The organism is Micromonospora sp. LOL_021 (assembly GCF_048060215.1).
GTDB lineage: Bacteria > Actinomycetota > Actinomycetes > Mycobacteriales > Micromonosporaceae > Micromonospora_E.
Genome location: NZ_JBHMIN010000054.1, coordinates 1 through 16,120 on the forward strand (window position 1 = coordinate 1; position 16,120 = coordinate 16,120).

Sequence of the window (16,120 nt, forward strand, 5' to 3'; positions counted from 1 at the left end):
CCGCCGACGAACGCCTACGCGAGGTAGTCAACAGGGCCAACGTTGCCTGACGCGGCACTAGCAGAACGGCGCACGCCACACCGCCCGCCCCCTCCGGATTGGCCCGGCGACAGCTGGGAAACAATCGCCAGGTGAGCGACGGAGGGACGGTTGGGCAGGACCGCGCTGGTGGCGGCGGCCGGCGGCTGCTCGGTTTCCTGCTCGCTGTGCTCCCGGTCGCCGTGGTGCCGGTGACCGCCGAGGCGCTGCGCCACCGGCTGCCGGACCGGCTGCCGATGCACTGGAACACCGCCGACGTGGTCGACGCGACCAGCTCGCTGACGAACAGCGTGACCGGCTACACGATCGGTGCGGCCGCCGGAGCGGTGCTCGCCGCGGTCGGGGTGCTGCCGCTCGGGCTGCGGTGGCAGCTGCGCCGGTGGCTGATCACCATCGGCGCGGCGGTCGCCGGGTTCGTCGCCGGGATCTGGCTGACCACCGTTGCACTGTCGGTGGACGTCCTGGACCCGACCCGGGCGCCGGCTCCGAGCTGGCACATTTCCGCGCTGATGATCGGGGTGACCGGTTGGACGGTGCTGGCGTACGCGGCGTGTGGTCCGCCGCCGGCCCGGCCGGCGGCGGACGGCCGACCCGCCGCCGAGCTGCCCCGGGTGCCGCTGCCGGCCGACGGTGCCGGATGGACCGAGCAGACATCGGTGTCCCGCACCGGGCTGTGGATCCTGGTCCCGTTGCTGCTGCTCGCCGGGGTCCTGGCGGTCTGGATCAACGTCTGGGTGGCCAGCCCGGTGTTGCTCACCGTGGCGTTGGTGATGCTGCTGCTGGTCAACCGGCTGACCATCGACCGGCAAGGCATCCACATCGGATTCGGTCCGTTCGGGTGGCCGCGGATCAGCGTACCGGCGCGGGAGGTCGTCGGGGCCGTCCAGACGACGGTACGGGTGTCCGAATGGGGCGGCTGGGGCTACCGCTACCACCCCGACACGCGTGGACGTGGCCTGATCACCCGATCCGGTCCGGGCATCCGGGTGCAGCTGTCCGGTGGGCGCTATCTCGTGCTGACCACCCGGGAGCCGCAGACCGCAGCCGGTCTGGTGAACACCATCGCCGACCTCGCCGACCGCTGACTCCGGTCCCGGAGGCTCACAGGCCGGTCGGCCAGCCACTCGACGACTGACCGGACGGGTTGAACACGGTGTGCAGCTCCGCCGCCACCCGGTCCTGAGCCGCCTCCGCCACGTCCAGCACCGCACCCATCCCGAAGAACTCGTGCGGTACGCCGTCGTAGTGGATGTGCTCGACCGGCACCCCGGCCGCCCGCAGCCGCTGCACGAACGCCCGCCCCTGGTCACGCAGCGGATCCCGTTCCACGGTGAGCACCACCGCCGGCGGTAGGCCGGCCAGCCGTTCCACCGGCAGATCGAGCAACGCCACCCTCGGGTCGTCGAGCATCTCCGGCCGGGGGAAGGCGTGCCGGGCGAACCAGCTGAGCATCGGACGGTTCAGCGGTGCCGCGTCGGCGGCGTCCACCCCGGATCCGTCGTCGACCGTCACACTGGTCACCGGGTAGATCAGCACCTGCAGCAGCGGCAGCCGCTGACCGGCGTCGCGCAACTGCAGACAGGTGGCCACCGCCATGTTGCCGCCGGCGGCCTCGCCGGCGATGGCGAGCCGCTGCTGGTCACCGCCGATCTCACCGGCGTTGTCCAGCAGCCACCGGGTCGCGGCGAGCACGTCGTCGTGGGCGGCCGGGAACGGATGTTCCGGGGCGTGCCGGTAGTCCACCGCCACCACCAGACACCGTTCCTTGTTGCACAGCGCCCGGGGGGTGGCGTCGTAGGTGTCCAGGCTGCCCACCACCCAGCCACCCGCGTACAGGTAGATCAGCACCGGCAGGCCACCGGTCGGTGACGCCGACGTCGGCCGGTACACCCGCAGGGTCAGTTCCCCGCCGGGACCGTCGATGGTGAAGTCGAAGACCGAGTCGACCGGCTCCCGTTCCTCCAGGTCCCCCCGGTCGGTACGGATCCGGGCCACCGCGTCGGACAGGGTCGGCTGACGCCGCGCCTCGACCGGGTCGAGGATCTCGGTGGGTCGGGGGCCGAGCGCGGCGAACGCGTCCAGCAGCGCCTGGGACTGCGGCTCCAGCAGCCCGGACGCGTCGGTGGCGAACCAGCCACGCCGCCCCGAGGTCCGGTCGCGGAGCCGGTCGACCAGCGCGGCCGGACCGCCCAGCAGCCGACTGCTGCGGGAGGTGTTCGGTGCCTGCGGGTGCGGATGGGTCGGGGCACGGTACTTCGCGGCGGTGAACTGCGCCCCGAGTTCGGCCATCCGCTGCGGGCCGACCGCGGCCCGCAGCGCGGGCAGCAGCGTCCCCTCCTGCTCGGCGGCCTGCCGGCGGACGTCGGCGATCAGGTGGTTGAGCGCCTCCTCGAAGTCCAGGTTGCCGGGTCTGGACCGGTCGATCTCGGCCGCCGCCTGCTTGATCCGCTGCCGGGTGTCCCGCCCCCGCCGGACCAGTTCGGCCACCGACCCGGCGGTCAGCCGTTCGGTCACCGTCGGCTCGTCGAAGACCGGGTCGAGGACCTGCTCCTCGGCCGCCAGGTGCATGGAGATCCGGTAGACCACCTGATCGGCCAGGATCCGCCGGTCGCCCTGCCCCGTCTCCAGCCGCCGGAAGAGCTGGTCCAGCAGGACGTGATCGTCGTTGATCGCCCGGTCGATGTCGCCCGGCAACACCTCGATCACCCGTACCATCGTTCTCCCCCGCTGTCCGCACCCCCGCCGGGCTTCGGTCGCTGACGTCAGCCCGGGTACGGGTACCCCCGGCGCGGGCCATGATTCCGCGTTACGGGCGATTGCTTCGGCGAATCTCCTCCGACCGTCGCCCACCGGGTGCCAGGATTCGGTCAGCAGGGTCCACCCAGCCGATCCGCAGGAGGAGATCCGCCATGTCCGTCGCCGCGGCCGGGGTACCCGCCTGGGTCGACCTCGGCACCTCCGACCTGCCCGGTGCGATCCGGTTCTACGGCGAGCTGTTCGGCTGGTCCGCGCAGCCGCCCGACGATCCGGACGCCGAGGGCTACACCCTGTTCAGCAAGGACGACAAACTGGTTGCCGGGGCCGGCTCGGTGTCCACCGGCGGGCAGCCGCCGACCTGGACCACGTACATCGGCACGCTGGACGCCCAGGCGAGCGCCAAGCTCGTCGAGTCGGCCGGCGGCACCGTGCTGATGCCGCCGTTCGACGTGCTCGACCGGGGCCGGGCGGCGGTCTTCACCGACCCGGCCGGGGCCAGCTTCGCCGTCTGGCAGCCGCTGTCCATGGCCGGCGCGGAGCTGGCGAACGTGCCCGGCTCGCTGTGCTGGAACGAGCTGACCACCCGCGACCCGGAGGGCGCAAAGGAGTTCTACGGCGCGGTCTTCGACTGGGAGTGCCGGGACACTCCGTTCCCGCCGATCATGTACACCGAATGGCTGGTCGAGCAGCAGCCGGTCGCCGGGATGATGCCGATGGTCGGCGACGACTGGCCGGCGGACCTGCCGGCCCACTGGATGGTGTACTTCGCGGTGAACGACTGCGACGCCACCGCCGAGCACGCCGCCGCGCTCGGCGGGACCGTCTCAGTCCCGCCCACCGACCTGCCGCACGGCCGGTTCGCCGTGCTCAACGACCCGCAGGGGGCCTTCTTCTCGGTGATCCGGATCGCCGGCGACTGACGGATCCGTACCGTTGACGGACCGGTCGCGGACCGGGACGACCAGCGGGCCGTGCGCGCCGGGTAGCACCCGCACCCTGGCCCGGTAGTACCGGGCCAGGTTCTCCTCGGTGAGCACCTCCGCCGGCGGGCCGGCGGCAACGGTCCGACCGGCGGCGAGCAGCACCAGCCGGTCGGCGTACTCGCCGGCCACCGACAGGTCGTGCATGGTGGCCAGCACGGTCAGCCCACGGTCCCGGCGCAGCTCGTCGACCAGCTCCAGCACCTCCTGCTGGTGGCCGATGTCCAGCGCGCTGGTCGGCTCGTCGAGCAGCAGCAGCGGGGCGCCCTGGGCCAGCGCCCGGGCCAGCAGCACCCGCTGACGTTCACCACCGGACAGGGTGGCCAGCCGCCGGTGCGCGAACCCGGTCAGGTCGAGCCGGGCCAGCACGTCGTCGACCACCGCCAGGTCGGCCGCCGACTCCCGGCCCAGCAGCGGGACGTACGGGGTACGGCCAAGCAGCACGTAGTCGGCGACGGCGATCCCGGCCGGCACCACCGGCGACTGTACGACGGTCGCGACCAGCCGGGCCCGCGCCCGCCGGCCGAGCCGGCTGACCGGCGTACCGAACAGGTCCAGGCTGCCGTCGACCGGCAGCAGCCCGCCGACCGCCCGCAGCAGGGTCGATTTGCCGGCCCCGTTCGGCCCGATCACCGCCACCCACTCACCGGCGGCCACGGTCAGGTCGACACCGTCCAGCACCGGCGCGCCGCCGAGGCGTACCCGCAGATCCTGACCGACCACCGGGGTGCCGGCGGCGGCGGTCGCCGGCCCGGTCTTGAGCGCCGGCCCGGTCTTGAGCGCGGGCCCGGTCGCCGGCCCGGTCACAGCGCCACCGTCCGGCGGGTGGTACGCAGCACCAGCACGAAGAACGGGGCGCCGAAGAAGGCGGTGACCACCCCGATCGGGATCTCGGCCGGCGCGGCCACGGTCCGGGCCACCACGTCGGTGACGGTCAGGAACGCGCCGCCGAGCAGCATCGACAGCGGCAGGATCACCCGATAGCTGCTGCCGGCGACCAGCCGGACCAGGTGCGGCACGATCAACCCGACGAAGCCGATCAGCCCGGACACCGACACCGCCGCGGCGGTGCCCAGCGACGCGGCGGCGAGCAGCAGGTAGCGGGACCGCTGCGGGTGCAGGCCGAGGCTGGCCGCCTCCTCGTCACCGACCGACAGCACGTCCAACTCGCGGCGGTGCGCCAACACCACCACGGCGGCGATCACCGCGTACGGCAGGACCAGCCGGACCTCGTGCCAGCCGTCGGTGGCCAGCCGGCCCAGCAGCCACGAGTAGACCTCCCGGATGGTGTCCACGTGGCGTTGCAGCAGATAGGTCTGCCCGGCGGCGAGGAACGCCGACACCGCCACCCCGGCCAGGATCAGCGTCGCGGTGGACCGGTCCGACCCGGCGGCACCCGTACCGAGCAGGTAGGTCAGCGCGACCGCGCCGAGCGCGCCGACGAACGCGGCCAGCGGCACCGTCACCGGCAGCCCGGTCAGCACTCCGGTGCCGGGGCGCAGCGCGATGACCGCGGTCACCGCCAACCCGGCTCCGGCGGCGACGCCGAGCAGATGCGGGTCAGCCAGCGGGTTGCGGAACACCCCCTGGTAGCAGCCGCCGGCCAGGGCCAGCATGCCGCCGACCAGCAGCGCCAGCACCACCCGGGGCAGCCGCAGCTGGGTGACGATCGCCACCTGCCGGTCGTTGAGTCCACTGTCCACGTCGACGCCGGGCAGCAGGTTGAGCAGTTCGGCGGCGACCGCCAGCGGCGGCAGACTGGCCGGGCCGAACGCCAGCCCGGCCAGGGCTGCCAGCATGACGGCGGCCAGCGCGCCGGCGAACCAGCCGGTGGTCAGCCCGGGCCGCCGCCGGACCGGCCGCCGGACCGGCGTACGGAGCATGTCAGGACGCCGCCGCGTCGACCGCGTCGACGATCGCCCGTACCAGGTCGACCACCCGGGGACCCCAGCGGGAGGCGACGTCGTCGTCGAGCTCGACCACCTGGCCGGTCTGTACGGCGGTGATGGTGGACCAGCCGGCCCGCTGCGCCACCGTCTGCGCGTTCTGCTGGCAGCACCTGGTGTCGGCCAGGAAGATCAGGTCCGGGTCGGCGTCGATCAGCGCCTCGGCGGACAGCTGCGGGTAGCCGCCGGCCTCCCCGGACGGGTCCGCCGGGTCGGCGATGTTGGTCAGCCCGACCATGGTGAACAGCGAGCCGACGAAGGTGTCGCTGGTCACCGTGTAGAGGGTCGGGTCGAGCTCGTAGTAGTAGCTCAGCGGCTCGGCCGGCTGCGCCACGTCGGCGACCAGCTTGTCGATGTCGGACCGCATGGTGCCGACCAGGTCGGCCGCCGCGTCCGGGTGCCCGGTGAGCGCGCCCAGCTCGGTGAGCTGGCGGTACGTGTCGTCCAGGGTGACCGCCGCCTCGGCCAGGTAGACCGGGATCGACAGTCGGGTCAGCCCGGCCACCACCTCGTTGGTGTCGCCGGAGAGCACCACCAGGTCGGGTTCGTAGCCGGCGATCGCCTCGACGTTCGGGGTGAACCCAGACAGTTCGGTAGTCGGCGCCTCGGCCGGGAAGTTGGAGTTGTCGTCGACTGCGGCCACCTGGTCACCGGCGCCGATCGCGAAGAGCATCTCGGTGGCGGTCGGCGACAGTGCGACGATCCGCTCCGGGCGTACCTCCAGGGTCAGGTCGCCGACGGTGACCGGGTAGCTGGCGGCGGCCTCCGGGCTGACGCCGGGCTGCGCGTCGTCGGGTCCGCCGGAGCCGTCGCCGGCCTGGCCGCATCCGGTCAGGGCGAGGGTCGCGGCGGTGGCGACCGCAGCGGTACGCAGCAACGCTGCCCGCAGCGAAAGGGGTCTGCTCATCTGGTCCTCCTGTCGGTCGAGGGCTGGTGCTTCGCCGACAGGTCGGGGGTGGTGACGCCGGCCCCGGCCAGGTGGCGAGGCGCCCTTCCTCGAGAGCGCGGTTCGCGACCACGCCGCAGGCGACCTGGCTAGCCCCCGGTTGTCGGCCGGGGCATCACAGTTGCGGGACAGCGCCGGGTTCGCACCGGCTTCGCTGCGGGGCGGTCAGTAGCACGGTAACCCACCGGCGCCGGCCGGCAGACACCGCGACAGCGCAGGGCTGCCGTACGGTGATGTTCACCGCACGGCAGCCCTGCGTGCCGTCAGTAGCCGGCAGCCCTGCCCGACGTCAGGAGCTGGTGATCCGGACGTCGTCGACGGCCGCCTCGACCAGGCTGGCGGTGGAGGCATCCGCCGCCTCGACCAGGATCCGCACCGTCTGACCCGCGTACGGGGTCAGATCGTAGCTGCCGGTCGACCAGGACCCGTACCGGTTGCTCCCCGCGCCGGACTGGTTCAACAGCGTCGTCGTGCCGCCACTGTGTACCACACTGATCCGCAGGTAGTCGGCCGACGACGAGTTGCTCAGGTGGGCCAGGTACCAGGCGAGCGACAGGGTGAGGGTGCCACTCGACGGCAGCGTGATCGCCGGGGAGCGGGCACTGGTAGCCCCACTGTCGATGTCGTACGAGCCGGCCGAGGAGCCGGCCAGCCGACCGGTGACCAGGCTGTTGCTGCCCTGGTAGGCGGTCAGCTGCAGGGCCCCGCCGGAGCTGGTGGCCTGCGCGACGCCGCGCTCCCACTGCCCGGTGCTGGCGGTGTCGGTGCCGCTCGGGTCGGTCGTCCAACCGGTCGCGGACTCGAAGTCGTCCGCCCAGACGGTGCTGCCCGGCGGGTCGACCGGACCGCCGCCGCAGTACTGCGACTCCTTGCCGATCACCCGGTACGGGCAGTCGGCGTACTCGCTGAGCATCAGCACCGCTTCCCGGTTGCGGGCGGTCTGGGTGGGGATCACCTCGTCGGGCGGGTAGAAGCCGCCGCCACCGGACGATCCGGGGTACAGCTCGAAGGTGTACGCCCAGATGCCGTGCACGCCCCACATCCAGTCGATGCTGCTGCCGTCGGTGATGTAGAGGTCGGACGACTGTTCCGGGGTGTAGCCGTTGGTCGCCGCCATCTGCGAACCGAGGGTGGCGAAGGTGTTGTACTGGTCGGTGGTCATCCCGGACGGGGTGTTGGCTGTGGTCCAGCCGAACGGCCAGAGCACCAGCTCCGAGTAGCTGTGGAAGTCGATGTTGGCCTTGATCTGCTGTTCGCCGCCGACGACCCGGCTGTTGACGAAGTCGCGCAGCGCCTGGGTCTCCGGGGCGGAGAAGGCGTACGGGCCTCGGTAGGTCGACGACGACGGGGATCCGGAGGATCCGCCGCAGCAGCCCCACAGGTAGTCCCAGTTGCGGTTCAGGTCGGTGCCGACGGCGAAGGCACCGCTGTTCGGCTGGCGGTTCTTGCGCCAGGACCGGTACGAGCCGGTGGCGATGTCGTACTCGCTGCCGTCCGGGTTGACGGTCGGCACGATCCAGATCTCGCGGGTATTGACGATGTTGGTGATCCGCGAGTCGCTGCCGTAGCCGTCGGTGAACAGGTTCAGCAGGTAGATCGCCATCTCGACGGTGAGGTGCTCGCGGGCGTGCTGCTGTGAGTTGAACAGGATCTCCGGCTCGTCCTCGTCGGTGCCGACGTTGTCGGAGATCTTGACCGCCATCAGGTCGCGGCCCTCGTACGAGGTCCCGATGCTGATCTTCCGGGCGATGTTCGAGTGGCTGGAGACTACCTGGTTGACCACTGTGGTCAGCTCTGCGTAGTTGTGGTACGCCGAGTCGGACGGCGGGAAGTCCAACGTGGTGACGTCGCCGGATGCGTCGGTCCTGGTGGGTGCCCGCACCGCTTCGACCTCGAAGCCGAGCGCCTGGATCGCGCTGACCTCGGCCCGGGTCGCGGTGATGTTGAGGATGCCATGCTCGATGTAGTCGATCGCGGCGCCGGTCCCGGCCACCGCGTCGCGGTCGGCGAAGGTACGCGGCCCGAGGACCCGGTACGGGCCGGCGATCGACTCCCGGTCGACACCGCTGGGCTTGGGATCGGCCGAGACCGGGCCGGTCACGACGGCGAACAGGCCGACGACGGTCGCGACGGCCAGGACGGTGGTCCTGCGCCACGAGCCGGCGTTGGCAGTTGGTGCGCGGAATCGCATATAGACCTCCTGGGGGTGGGGAGGACTCCGCTAGTGAGCACAACTGCACCACCTGTCACATGGTCATATCAATATCTTTCGCGATCAATTCCATGCCAAGCTGATCATCACACGGCATCGATACTTCTCGTACCGGACACCGGGCGGGGAGGGACTACACTGTCCATGGCGGATCTCAGCCACTACGGACTCCTCGATCCACTGCGCCGCGAGCATCAGGCGGAGACGGCCGTCCGCGACCGACGGCGCAACCCGCAACTCATGATCATGTGAGCGCTATGAACGTCTCGTCGCGGTTGTGAGGTCCATAACGCTCACATGATCATGAATCCCGCCCGCCGGAGCGCCGGAGACCCGCCGGTAAACCGGGTGACGCCGTTCGCCGGCCGCACGATGATGGCCAACGTGGCGCAGGTGGAAGTCGTCGTCGCCCATCACGAACGCGCGACCCTGCGCGTCGGCGAGGTGTTCCTGAAGGTCGACGCCGACCAGATGCGCGCCGACGTCGAGGTCGAGGCCATGGCGAGAGCACCGGTGCCGACTCCGCAGGTGCTGTGGCGTAGACCGCCCGTACTCGCGCTTGCTGCCGTTGCCGGGACGGCGCTCGGCCGGCTTGGCGAGCCGTCGGCGGCGTCGGCGGCGGCCTGGGCTGCGACGGGTACCGCCGTACGGATGCTGCACGACGCGCCGCTGCCGCCATGGCCCGGTCGGAGCCTGGAGGAGTTGGCTTCGCAACTCGACGGCGAGTGCGAGTGGCTCATCGCGAACAGGGTGCTCCCCGCCGACCTCGTCGTGCGCAACCGCCGGATCGCCGCAGCCGCGTTGCGGCCGTGGACACCGGTCTTCACGCACGGCGACCTGCAGATCGCCCACGTGTTCGTCGACGGTGACGAGGTCACCGGCATGCTCGACTGGTCCGAGGCAGGCTGGGGTGACGCCCTGTTCGACCTCGCGACCCTGACGCTGGGGCACCGGGAGCGCCTTGGTGACGTCCTCGCCGGCTACGGCACCGACGTCGACCTCGACGTGATCCGCGCGTGGTGGTCGCTACGCAGCCTGTTGGCGATCCGTTGGCTGGTCGAGCACGGCTTCGACCCGGCCTCGCCGGGCTGCGAGATCGACGTGCTGAGATCCGCGGGGACCCCGCTGACCGGCCAATGACCGACCGGATCGGTGAACTGTAGGGTCGGGCACCGTGGCGGGTCTCAGGTGGCGGGTACGGTTGGCGGGCGTGACCGCCGCCGCCGGGTTCCTCGCCGTGGCACTCGGCATCCGGGTGCTGGCCGGTGGGAACGGCGTGCTGGACAGTTCCGGCGCGCTGCAGCAGTACTCCGGCACCGCCCTGTACGCGTCGATGGTCTACGCGGGCGTGTTCGTCCTGGCTCCGCGTGCCGGGCCGATCGTGGCCGGGGCGGGTGCCGTCGCCTTCTGCTGGCTCGTCGAGTTCCTGCAGCTGACCGGCGTACCGGCGGAGCTGTCCGAGCGCAGTCTGCTGGCACGGCTGGTCCTCGGCGTCCATTTCGACCCCACCGACCTGGCCTGGTACGTGGTGGGGGTACTGCCGTTGGTCCTGCTGCACGCGGGCGTCGACCGTTGGCGACTGTGCCACCGGGACCGGCAGCCGGCTGACGCCGGTGCCGGTCGCGGGCGTGGCCGGTGAGTCACGGTGTGGCCGGGCGGCCCAGGGCCGCCTGGACGATCCGGATCGCCTCGGCGGGGTCGATGCCGCTCCGGGCGATGATCGTCGCGTAGTCGCGGGCGGCGCGGTGGGCCTGTTCGAGAGCCTGGTCGCCGGCGGCCGTGACGAACGAGCCGGCCCGGCCACGGGTCTCGATCAGCCCGGCCTCCTCCAGCTCCCGGTACGCCCGGCCGACGGTGTTCACGGCCAGGCCGAGGTCGGCGGCGAGCCGGCGGACCGTCGGCAGCCGGGTGCCGACGGCCAGCGACCGGTCCTGGATCTGCCGGGCGAGCTGGGCCCGCAGCTGCTCGTACGGCGGCGTCGGCGAGGCGGCGTCGATGACGATCATCGGACGATCATGGCCTGCCGTGCGGTCGCCCCGACAGCCATGGTCCGGGTCTGGACCAGACCGAACGCGACGACACCGGCCACGACGAGTCCGATAGCGACCGCGTTCCACCAGCCCAGCGACTCCCCGTACAGGAAGATGGCCGGCAGCGACCAGACCAGGCTGGGGGTGACGAGGGCGCGCGCGTCCTCGACCCGCATGACGACGTCGGCCGTGAGCGACGCCTCGTCCTCGGCGACGGCCGGGCTGGTCAGCACCTGACGCAGCTGCATGACCATGCCGGCGCCGGCACCGACGAGGCCGATCAACACGACGGCGGCCCCGGCCCGCAGCACCGGGTCGGAAACCGGCAGTACGCTCACCGCGAGCACCAGCGCGCCGGTGTAGGCGGCGACCGTGAAGATGGCGTACGGCCGGCCGAGCACCGCCGGCCAGCCGAACCCGACCGAGTGGGCCACCCGCCGGGGCAGTTGCGCGCCGGCTCGCCGGTCGACGCGGCGGACCCATCGACGGAGCAGCCACTGCGCCACCAGCATGCCGACCACCAGCGCGGTGAGCACCAGTAACGGCAGCCAGGAGTACGCCGTGTCGGTGGCCCGGCCCGTCGCGTGGGTGAGTGCCGCGCCGATCAGGAACCCGGCCAGCAGGATGTCGCTGACGAGCTTGGCCCGCCGTCGCACGGCCAGCCGCGTCGCCAGCAGCGGCGTCGGCTCGGCCTCGGTCAGACCGTGCCGGTCCAGCCACTGCCTGGTCTCGCTGTGCTCTGTCTGGCGCATCGCCACCCACCTCCATAGTCGCAAGCTTTGTCTTACAACAATGAGTCATAACATGCGACAAAGTCAAGTCAGTCAGGCGTTGACCCCGTCCCCCGCCCTGCGCTGGAACCCAGAGGAGGGGAGGAAACCCTCGCAGCCCTGAAACACAACCGCTAGTATTACGTAGTACAAGTAATACGTGACATATGGAGGCACGGTGAAGCTAAACAGCAAGGGTCAGGTGACCATCCCTGCGCCGCTGCGCGCCAAACACGGCCTGCATGAAGGCGACGAGATCGAGGTTGTCGAGGAGGGCGGCGCGCTGCGGATCGTGCGGGTCGACGGTGCCCTCTCCAGAGGACAACGGCTTGTGCGGCATCTACGCGGGCAGGGCACCGCACGCGAGACGGAGGGCATGACCACGGACCAGCTCATGGAGTTGCTCCGTGGCGAGTGAACGGCTTCGCGCGGTGCCCCAGAGGCATTCGGACGGGACCGTCACCCTGGTCGACTCCAACGTCCTGCTCGACATCCTCACCGAGGATCCGACGTGGTCACAGTGGTCGGGTTCAGCGCTCGCCGCCTCCCGCGACGCAGGCGTGCTCGTGATCAACCCGATCGTGTACGCCGAGATCTCGGTACGGTTCGACCGCATCGAGGATCTGGACGAGGTCGTCCCGGCATCGGATTTTCTCCGCGAACTACTGCCTTACCCTGCGGGTTTCCTGGCGGGGAAGGCATATGTCAAGTACCGCAGGCAAGGTGGCACCAAGAGCTCGCCGATCGCCGACTTCTACATCGGCGCCCATGCGGCAGTATGCGGCTATCAGCTCCTCACCCGGGACTCCGCCCGGTACCGCAGCTACTTCCCCAGGCTGGCCGTGGTCGCCCCCGACTCGTCGCAGGCATAGCCGAGGTCATGCCGCTCACTGTCCGCGAGCTGGTGACGTAGACGCCCCGGTCGGTGACCGCTCGGCGGCGGCGAGGCCGCGTCAGGTCACCACTGACGGGCCCGTCAGTGGCCGAGGTCTGCGGCGCCCAAGCCTTCCCATGGGCCAGCCACGACGGCATCATGAAATCGTTGTATGTCGATCTTGTGGTGCCTGGAGACAGGCGGAAGATCGGCGAGTGCCCCGACCCTATGGGAGAAAGTATCCGAAGACTGACCACACTGCTGGTGGCGTTCATGATCGCCATGGCCGGCCTGTTCGCGACCACCGCCGCCCCAGCTTCGGCGGACTACCCGGACCCGCCCGCCGGGTGGCACGCTTCGCAACGTCTACAGTGACCTGAGCTTCGCCACTGGTACGGCAACTACGGGATCCAGAACGACCTGTGGAGTTCGTACCTCTGCAAGTACCGCGCGTACGGCAGCCCGCCCAACGTTCTCTACTTTCTCTGGACGTTCGAGTAGCAGGTGGCTCCTGGGGAGGCTCCACCGTGGAGCTATGGTCTGCTCCCAGCAACGCCCTCACCCACGTCAACCGGGCGTGCGAGACGGGGGCCGGCGAGCCGGGTCGAAGACGCGGGCCATCATCAGGGCGGCCCGGCGCCGACTCACGAATCGGCTCACGAGCACGCCGAGCCGGTTGCCACCGCCGTCAACGACGATCGGGCCCGGATCCCGGCGCTCGAGGTGGCGCAGCGCGGTCGCGACGACGTCCTCCGCGGCCCGCACCTTCCCTGCGGTCAGCACCGCCGCGTCCGGCCCCATCCCGGCCGTGAAATCGGTGCCGGTGGCTCCGGGGGCGACCGCGAACACCGTCAGGCCGGTGCCACGCAGCTCCGTCCATAGTGACTCGGTGAAGCTGAGCATGAACGCCTTGGCGGCGCTGTAGACGGCCATCCGGGGAGTCGGGAAGTACCCGGACACGCTGGCAAGGTTGATGATGAAGCCGTTGCCGGCACCCGTCAGCTGCGGCATGAAGGCCGCTGTCAGCGCGACCGGTGCCATCACGTCAACGGCGACCTCGGCGGTCGACTGATTCGGGTCCACATCGGCAAACAGGGCGAAAGAGCCGATCGCGGCATTGTTGATCAGGCTTGTCACCTCGACGCCCCGGTCGGCGACCACTCGGCGGATCTCGGTCGGCGCAGCGGGGCTGGACAGGTCCACGGGGACGACCTCGATCCGTACATCAGCAGTGCGGCGCAGCTCGTCCGCGATCGACGCCAACCGGTCGGCGCGCCGCGCGACCAGCACGAGGTTCGCGCCGCGCCCGGCCAGCGTCCTGGCGAAGGCAGCGCCGATCCCGGAGCTCGCCCCGGTGAGCAGAACGGTCTGTGAGCGGTAGTCGACAGGCATACGACCAGCCAACGTTCTGCCGGCGGCAGTGTCCAAGACCTGTTTCGCACCCCGTCATGCAACAGGCGCATGACGATCGGGACCCAGGGTCAGCCAACGAGGTGCCGCTCAGCAGAGCGGACGAACTCCGCGACCAACGGGTTGGCGTCCCCGGCGCGGGTGACCACGGCGACCTGGCAGGGCTCGACCTCGTCGATGGCAACGGTGACCAGGTCCGGACGTAGGCTGAACCGCCGGTCACCGGCCGGGACGACGGCGATGGCACTGCCGTCGGCGATGGCTTCGAGTTTGTCGTCGTAGGTGTCGGCCAGCGTGGGACCGAGCTGGGCGGGACTGCCGTCCGGGCGGGGTTCGAGCCGCCAGAAGCCGGCCCAGTCGGCGCCCATGCCGGTGCAGCCGACCAGCGGCTCCGCGGCGATGTCCGCGGCGGTCACCGACTCCTTGCCGGCCAGCCGGTGCGCGGCGGGCACGACCAGGACCCGGGGTTCGTCGTAGAGGACAGCCACGTCGAGGTCGTCGGCCGGAACCGGCAGCGGCGTACGGATGACCAGGGCGTCGGCCTGCCGGCGCAGCAGTGCGTCGGCATCCCGGGTGTCGAGGTGGCGGGTGCGGACGTGGGCGTCGGGAAACCGGTGGCGCAGGTCGCGTACGGCGGGGGTGATGATCAGATCGTCGACGTACCCGATGGTGATGGTGCGCTCCGGTGCCGCCGCCCGCGCGGCGAGCACCGCCTGTCCGGCACCGTGCAGTAGCTGCTCGGCGCGGGGCAGGAACGCCGAACCGGCGGCGGTGAGCCGGCTGCCCTGGCTGGTGCGTTCCAGCAGGCGTACGCCGAGAGCGTCCTCCAACCGCTGGATCTGTCGACTCAGCGACGGCTGCGCGACTCGGAGCTGCTCAGCGGCGCGCGCGAAGTTCAGCTGATCGGCGACCACGGTGAAGTACCGGACCAGCCGCAAGTCCAGATCCGGAAGCATGCCGAAAGCCTACTCGTCATGCAGTTCCTGCATAGCGAGGTCGTGCAGCAGGTCGGTGGAGCGCTCAGCCCGCTGGCCGCCCAACCGGATGTCGCATCCAGGCAAAGGGGGGATGCGCTGCAGACAAGGACGTTCGCGAGGAGGTCCGCGACGCCATCGCCGCTCCGGCTGCGGCACTCGGCCAGTCCATGCAGACGTAAAACAACGGTCTCTTCCCTGCGGGGCGCCAGCGGTGCCGGCTCCCGGGAGCCAAGCGTGCTCCGAGAGCCTGATGCCACAGGTGCATCATGATGCATCTCCGGCATCACACTCGACCGACACCCCCGGCCCGAGAAGCGACACTGCGTACGTCAGGCGCTGCGTTCCGTAAGGCGTCGTCGGGATCACGGTAATCGGCGGCGCCGCGGCCTGGCCCTCAGCGCCGGCCTGGCAGCCAGCGCCGGCCCGGTCCCCGTCGGCGGTGGGACGCACCGTCGAGACGGTTGCGGGCGATGGTGAGCAGTTCGCCGACCTCGGTCGGCAGCCGTCCGGCGGTCTCCCGGTGCAGGTGCCGACGAGCCGCCGCCGGGAGACCCGCGAGCAGGGCGTCGTCCAGCCCGGTGACCAGGCAGAGCCCGGCGAGTCTCGCCTCCAGGTCGGGCAACGGCTCGCCGCGCTGCAGCCGTACGGTCAGCCGGGCCCAGGCCCACGCGGCCCGGTTAGCGTCGGTCGGCACATGGCGCACGGCGGTGGTCAGCAGACGGCGTACCGTCCGGGGCCGCACCACACCCGCCGCGACCAGCCGCCGCGCGATCTGCTGATGTGCGCCGGGCGCCAGCAGCGCCAACCAGGTGCCCACCCGCCGGTACCCCGGCTCGGCGGCCATCCAGCGCAGGATCCAGCCGCCGAGCGCGTCCACCGGCACGTGCCGCGCCACCAGCCAGAGCCGGCCGTCGCGCACCCGCAGCGCCCCGGCGTCGACCAGGTCCACCAGCAGCGCGGCGGCCAGGCCGAACCCGACCGCCCGGTCCGGCAGCCGCGGCCGACCGGTCACCGCGTCCTGCGCCAGCAGGAAGAACTCGTCGGCCAGCAACGGTCTCCGCAGGTGCACCACCGGCATCGGCAGCGTCGCAGCCGCGACGGCGGCCCCGGCGGCGGTTCCGATCTGGCCGCCGCGCTGCTGGTGGACCATCATGGCTCCCTTCGTGGTCACAGGCCGAC

The 16,120-nt window shown here is 71.2% G+C and carries 16 protein-coding genes, 1 pseudogene and 1 riboswitch; of the genes and pseudogenes, 7 read left to right on the forward strand and 10 right to left on the reverse strand.

Annotated elements, in window-relative coordinates:
- The first annotated feature begins 131 nt into the window (after positions 1–131).
- Entirely contained in the window at positions 132–1,124 is a 993-nt protein-coding gene (locus ACFHWT_RS26080; RefSeq protein ID WP_416597333.1) for a hypothetical protein, read from the forward strand.
- A 16-nt stretch (positions 1,125–1,140) separates the two neighbouring features.
- Here ACFHWT_RS26080 and ACFHWT_RS26085 read toward each other — a convergent pair whose 3' ends face one another.
- Positions 1,141–2,745 carry an alpha/beta hydrolase fold domain-containing protein gene (locus tag ACFHWT_RS26085; RefSeq protein WP_416597334.1) on the reverse strand — a complete coding sequence of 535 codons (1,605 nt, stop codon included), beginning with the start codon at positions 2,743–2,745 and terminating at the stop codon, positions 1,141–1,143.
- 203 nt (positions 2,746–2,948) lie between these two features.
- Between ACFHWT_RS26085 and ACFHWT_RS26090 the strand changes: the two genes are divergently transcribed.
- Positions 2,949–3,716, forward strand: coding sequence for a VOC family protein (locus ACFHWT_RS26090; RefSeq protein ID WP_416556521.1), 768 nt, complete (start codon positions 2,949–2,951; stop codon positions 3,714–3,716).
- 18 nt (positions 3,717–3,734) lie between these two features.
- On the opposite strand, the pseudogene ACFHWT_RS26095 reads toward ACFHWT_RS26090, so the two are convergent.
- From ACFHWT_RS26095 to ACFHWT_RS26110, 4 genes and pseudogenes are all read right to left on the reverse strand, one after another.
- Positions 3,735–4,499 (reverse strand): annotated as a pseudogene (locus ACFHWT_RS26095) (ABC transporter ATP-binding protein); the annotation flags it as partial.
- Positions 4,500–4,579: 80 nt separating this feature from the next.
- A complete protein-coding gene (locus ACFHWT_RS26100; protein ID WP_416597335.1) occupies positions 4,580–5,659 on the reverse strand; it encodes a FecCD family ABC transporter permease in 1,080 nt (359 codons plus the stop codon).
- 1 nt (position 5,660) lies between these two features.
- Positions 5,661–6,629, reverse strand: a complete 969-nt coding sequence (locus ACFHWT_RS26105; RefSeq protein ID WP_416597336.1) for an ABC transporter substrate-binding protein — start codon at positions 6,627–6,629, stop codon at positions 5,661–5,663.
- A gap of 123 nt (positions 6,630–6,752) precedes the next feature.
- A riboswitch (cobalamin riboswitch) is annotated at positions 6,753–6,818 on the reverse strand.
- Between the two features lie 139 nt (positions 6,819–6,957).
- On the reverse strand, positions 6,958–8,859 hold the full coding sequence (locus ACFHWT_RS26110; RefSeq protein WP_416597337.1) for a M14 family zinc carboxypeptidase: 1,902 nt from the start codon (positions 8,857–8,859) through the stop codon (positions 6,958–6,960).
- 369 nt (positions 8,860–9,228) lie between these two features.
- On the opposite strand from ACFHWT_RS26110, the gene ACFHWT_RS26115 reads away from it, so the two are divergent.
- Both ACFHWT_RS26115 and ACFHWT_RS26120 read left to right on the forward strand, forming a co-directional pair.
- Positions 9,229–10,020: an aminoglycoside phosphotransferase family protein gene (locus ACFHWT_RS26115; protein ID WP_416597338.1), complete on the forward strand. Its 792-nt coding sequence runs from the start codon at positions 9,229–9,231 to the stop codon at positions 10,018–10,020.
- A gap of 34 nt (positions 10,021–10,054) precedes the next feature.
- Positions 10,055–10,519, forward strand: coding sequence for a DUF2809 domain-containing protein (locus tag ACFHWT_RS26120; RefSeq protein WP_416597339.1), 465 nt, complete (start codon positions 10,055–10,057; stop codon positions 10,517–10,519).
- 1 nt (position 10,520) lies between these two features.
- On the opposite strand, the gene ACFHWT_RS26125 is transcribed toward ACFHWT_RS26120, so the two are convergent.
- Positions 10,521–10,886 (reverse strand): GntR family transcriptional regulator, encoded by a 366-nt coding sequence (locus ACFHWT_RS26125; protein ID WP_278173272.1) that lies wholly within the window; start codon positions 10,884–10,886, stop codon positions 10,521–10,523.
- On the reverse strand, positions 10,883–11,662 hold the full coding sequence (locus ACFHWT_RS26130; protein ID WP_416597340.1) for a hypothetical protein: 780 nt from the start codon (positions 11,660–11,662) through the stop codon (positions 10,883–10,885). Before ACFHWT_RS26130 ends, ACFHWT_RS26125 begins: the two co-directional genes overlap by 4 nt.
- Before the next feature lie 196 nt (positions 11,663–11,858).
- On the opposite strand from ACFHWT_RS26130, the gene ACFHWT_RS26135 reads away from it, so the two are divergent.
- The 3 genes from ACFHWT_RS26135 to ACFHWT_RS26145 all read left to right on the forward strand — a co-directional run bounded on the left by ACFHWT_RS26135 (position 11,859) and on the right by ACFHWT_RS26145 (position 12,929).
- On the forward strand, positions 11,859–12,098 hold the full coding sequence (locus ACFHWT_RS26135) for an AbrB/MazE/SpoVT family DNA-binding domain-containing protein (RefSeq protein ID WP_282233253.1): 240 nt from the start codon (positions 11,859–11,861) through the stop codon (positions 12,096–12,098).
- Entirely contained in the window at positions 12,088–12,552 is a 465-nt protein-coding gene (locus tag ACFHWT_RS26140; RefSeq protein ID WP_416597341.1) for a type II toxin-antitoxin system VapC family toxin, read from the forward strand. The genes ACFHWT_RS26135 and ACFHWT_RS26140 overlap by 11 nt, the downstream gene beginning before the upstream one ends.
- Positions 12,553–12,659: 107 nt before the next feature.
- On the forward strand, positions 12,660–12,929 hold the full coding sequence (locus tag ACFHWT_RS26145) for a hypothetical protein (RefSeq protein WP_416597342.1): 270 nt from the start codon (positions 12,660–12,662) through the stop codon (positions 12,927–12,929).
- Positions 12,930–13,121: 192 nt separating this feature from the next.
- Here ACFHWT_RS26145 and ACFHWT_RS26150 read toward each other — a convergent pair whose 3' ends face one another.
- The 3 genes from ACFHWT_RS26150 to ACFHWT_RS26160 all read right to left on the reverse strand — a co-directional run bounded on the left by ACFHWT_RS26150 (position 13,122) and on the right by ACFHWT_RS26160 (position 16,112).
- The gene (locus tag ACFHWT_RS26150; protein ID WP_416597343.1) at positions 13,122–13,946 is read right to left on the reverse strand and encodes an SDR family NAD(P)-dependent oxidoreductase; all 825 of its coding nucleotides are present in this window, start codon (positions 13,944–13,946) and stop codon (positions 13,122–13,124) included.
- Positions 13,947–14,035: 89 nt separating this feature from the next.
- The gene (locus tag ACFHWT_RS26155; RefSeq protein ID WP_416597344.1) at positions 14,036–14,920 is read right to left on the reverse strand and encodes a LysR family transcriptional regulator; all 885 of its coding nucleotides are present in this window, start codon (positions 14,918–14,920) and stop codon (positions 14,036–14,038) included.
- Between the two features lie 415 nt (positions 14,921–15,335).
- Positions 15,336–16,112, reverse strand: a complete 777-nt coding sequence (locus ACFHWT_RS26160; protein ID WP_416597345.1) for a GOLPH3/VPS74 family protein — start codon at positions 16,110–16,112, stop codon at positions 15,336–15,338.
- Positions 16,113–16,120: the final 8 nt, after the last annotated feature.

What these genes read in the sequence shown, in the direction of transcription:
- ACFHWT_RS26130 (WP_416597340.1), bottom strand. Translation starts at nt 11,662, where the DNA reads ATGCGCCAGACAGAGCACAGCGAGACCAGGCAGTGGCTGGACCGGCAC.
- ACFHWT_RS26105 (WP_416597336.1), bottom strand. Translation starts at nt 6,629, where the DNA reads ATGAGCAGACCCCTTTCGCTGCGGGCAGCGTTGCTGCGTACCGCTGCG.
- ACFHWT_RS26100 (WP_416597335.1), bottom strand. Translation starts at nt 5,659, where the DNA reads ATGCTCCGTACGCCGGTCCGGCGGCCGGTCCGGCGGCGGCCCGGGCTG.
- ACFHWT_RS26125 (WP_278173272.1), bottom strand. Translation starts at nt 10,886, where the DNA reads ATGATCGTCATCGACGCCGCCTCGCCGACGCCGCCGTACGAGCAGCTG.
- ACFHWT_RS26110 (WP_416597337.1), bottom strand. Translation starts at nt 8,859, where the DNA reads ATGCGATTCCGCGCACCAACTGCCAACGCCGGCTCGTGGCGCAGGACC.
- ACFHWT_RS26155 (WP_416597344.1), bottom strand. Translation starts at nt 14,920, where the DNA reads ATGCTTCCGGATCTGGACTTGCGGCTGGTCCGGTACTTCACCGTGGTC.
- ACFHWT_RS26150 (WP_416597343.1), bottom strand. Translation starts at nt 13,946, where the DNA reads ATGCCTGTCGACTACCGCTCACAGACCGTTCTGCTCACCGGGGCGAGC.
- ACFHWT_RS26090 (WP_416556521.1), top strand. Translation starts at nt 2,949, where the DNA reads ATGTCCGTCGCCGCGGCCGGGGTACCCGCCTGGGTCGACCTCGGCACC.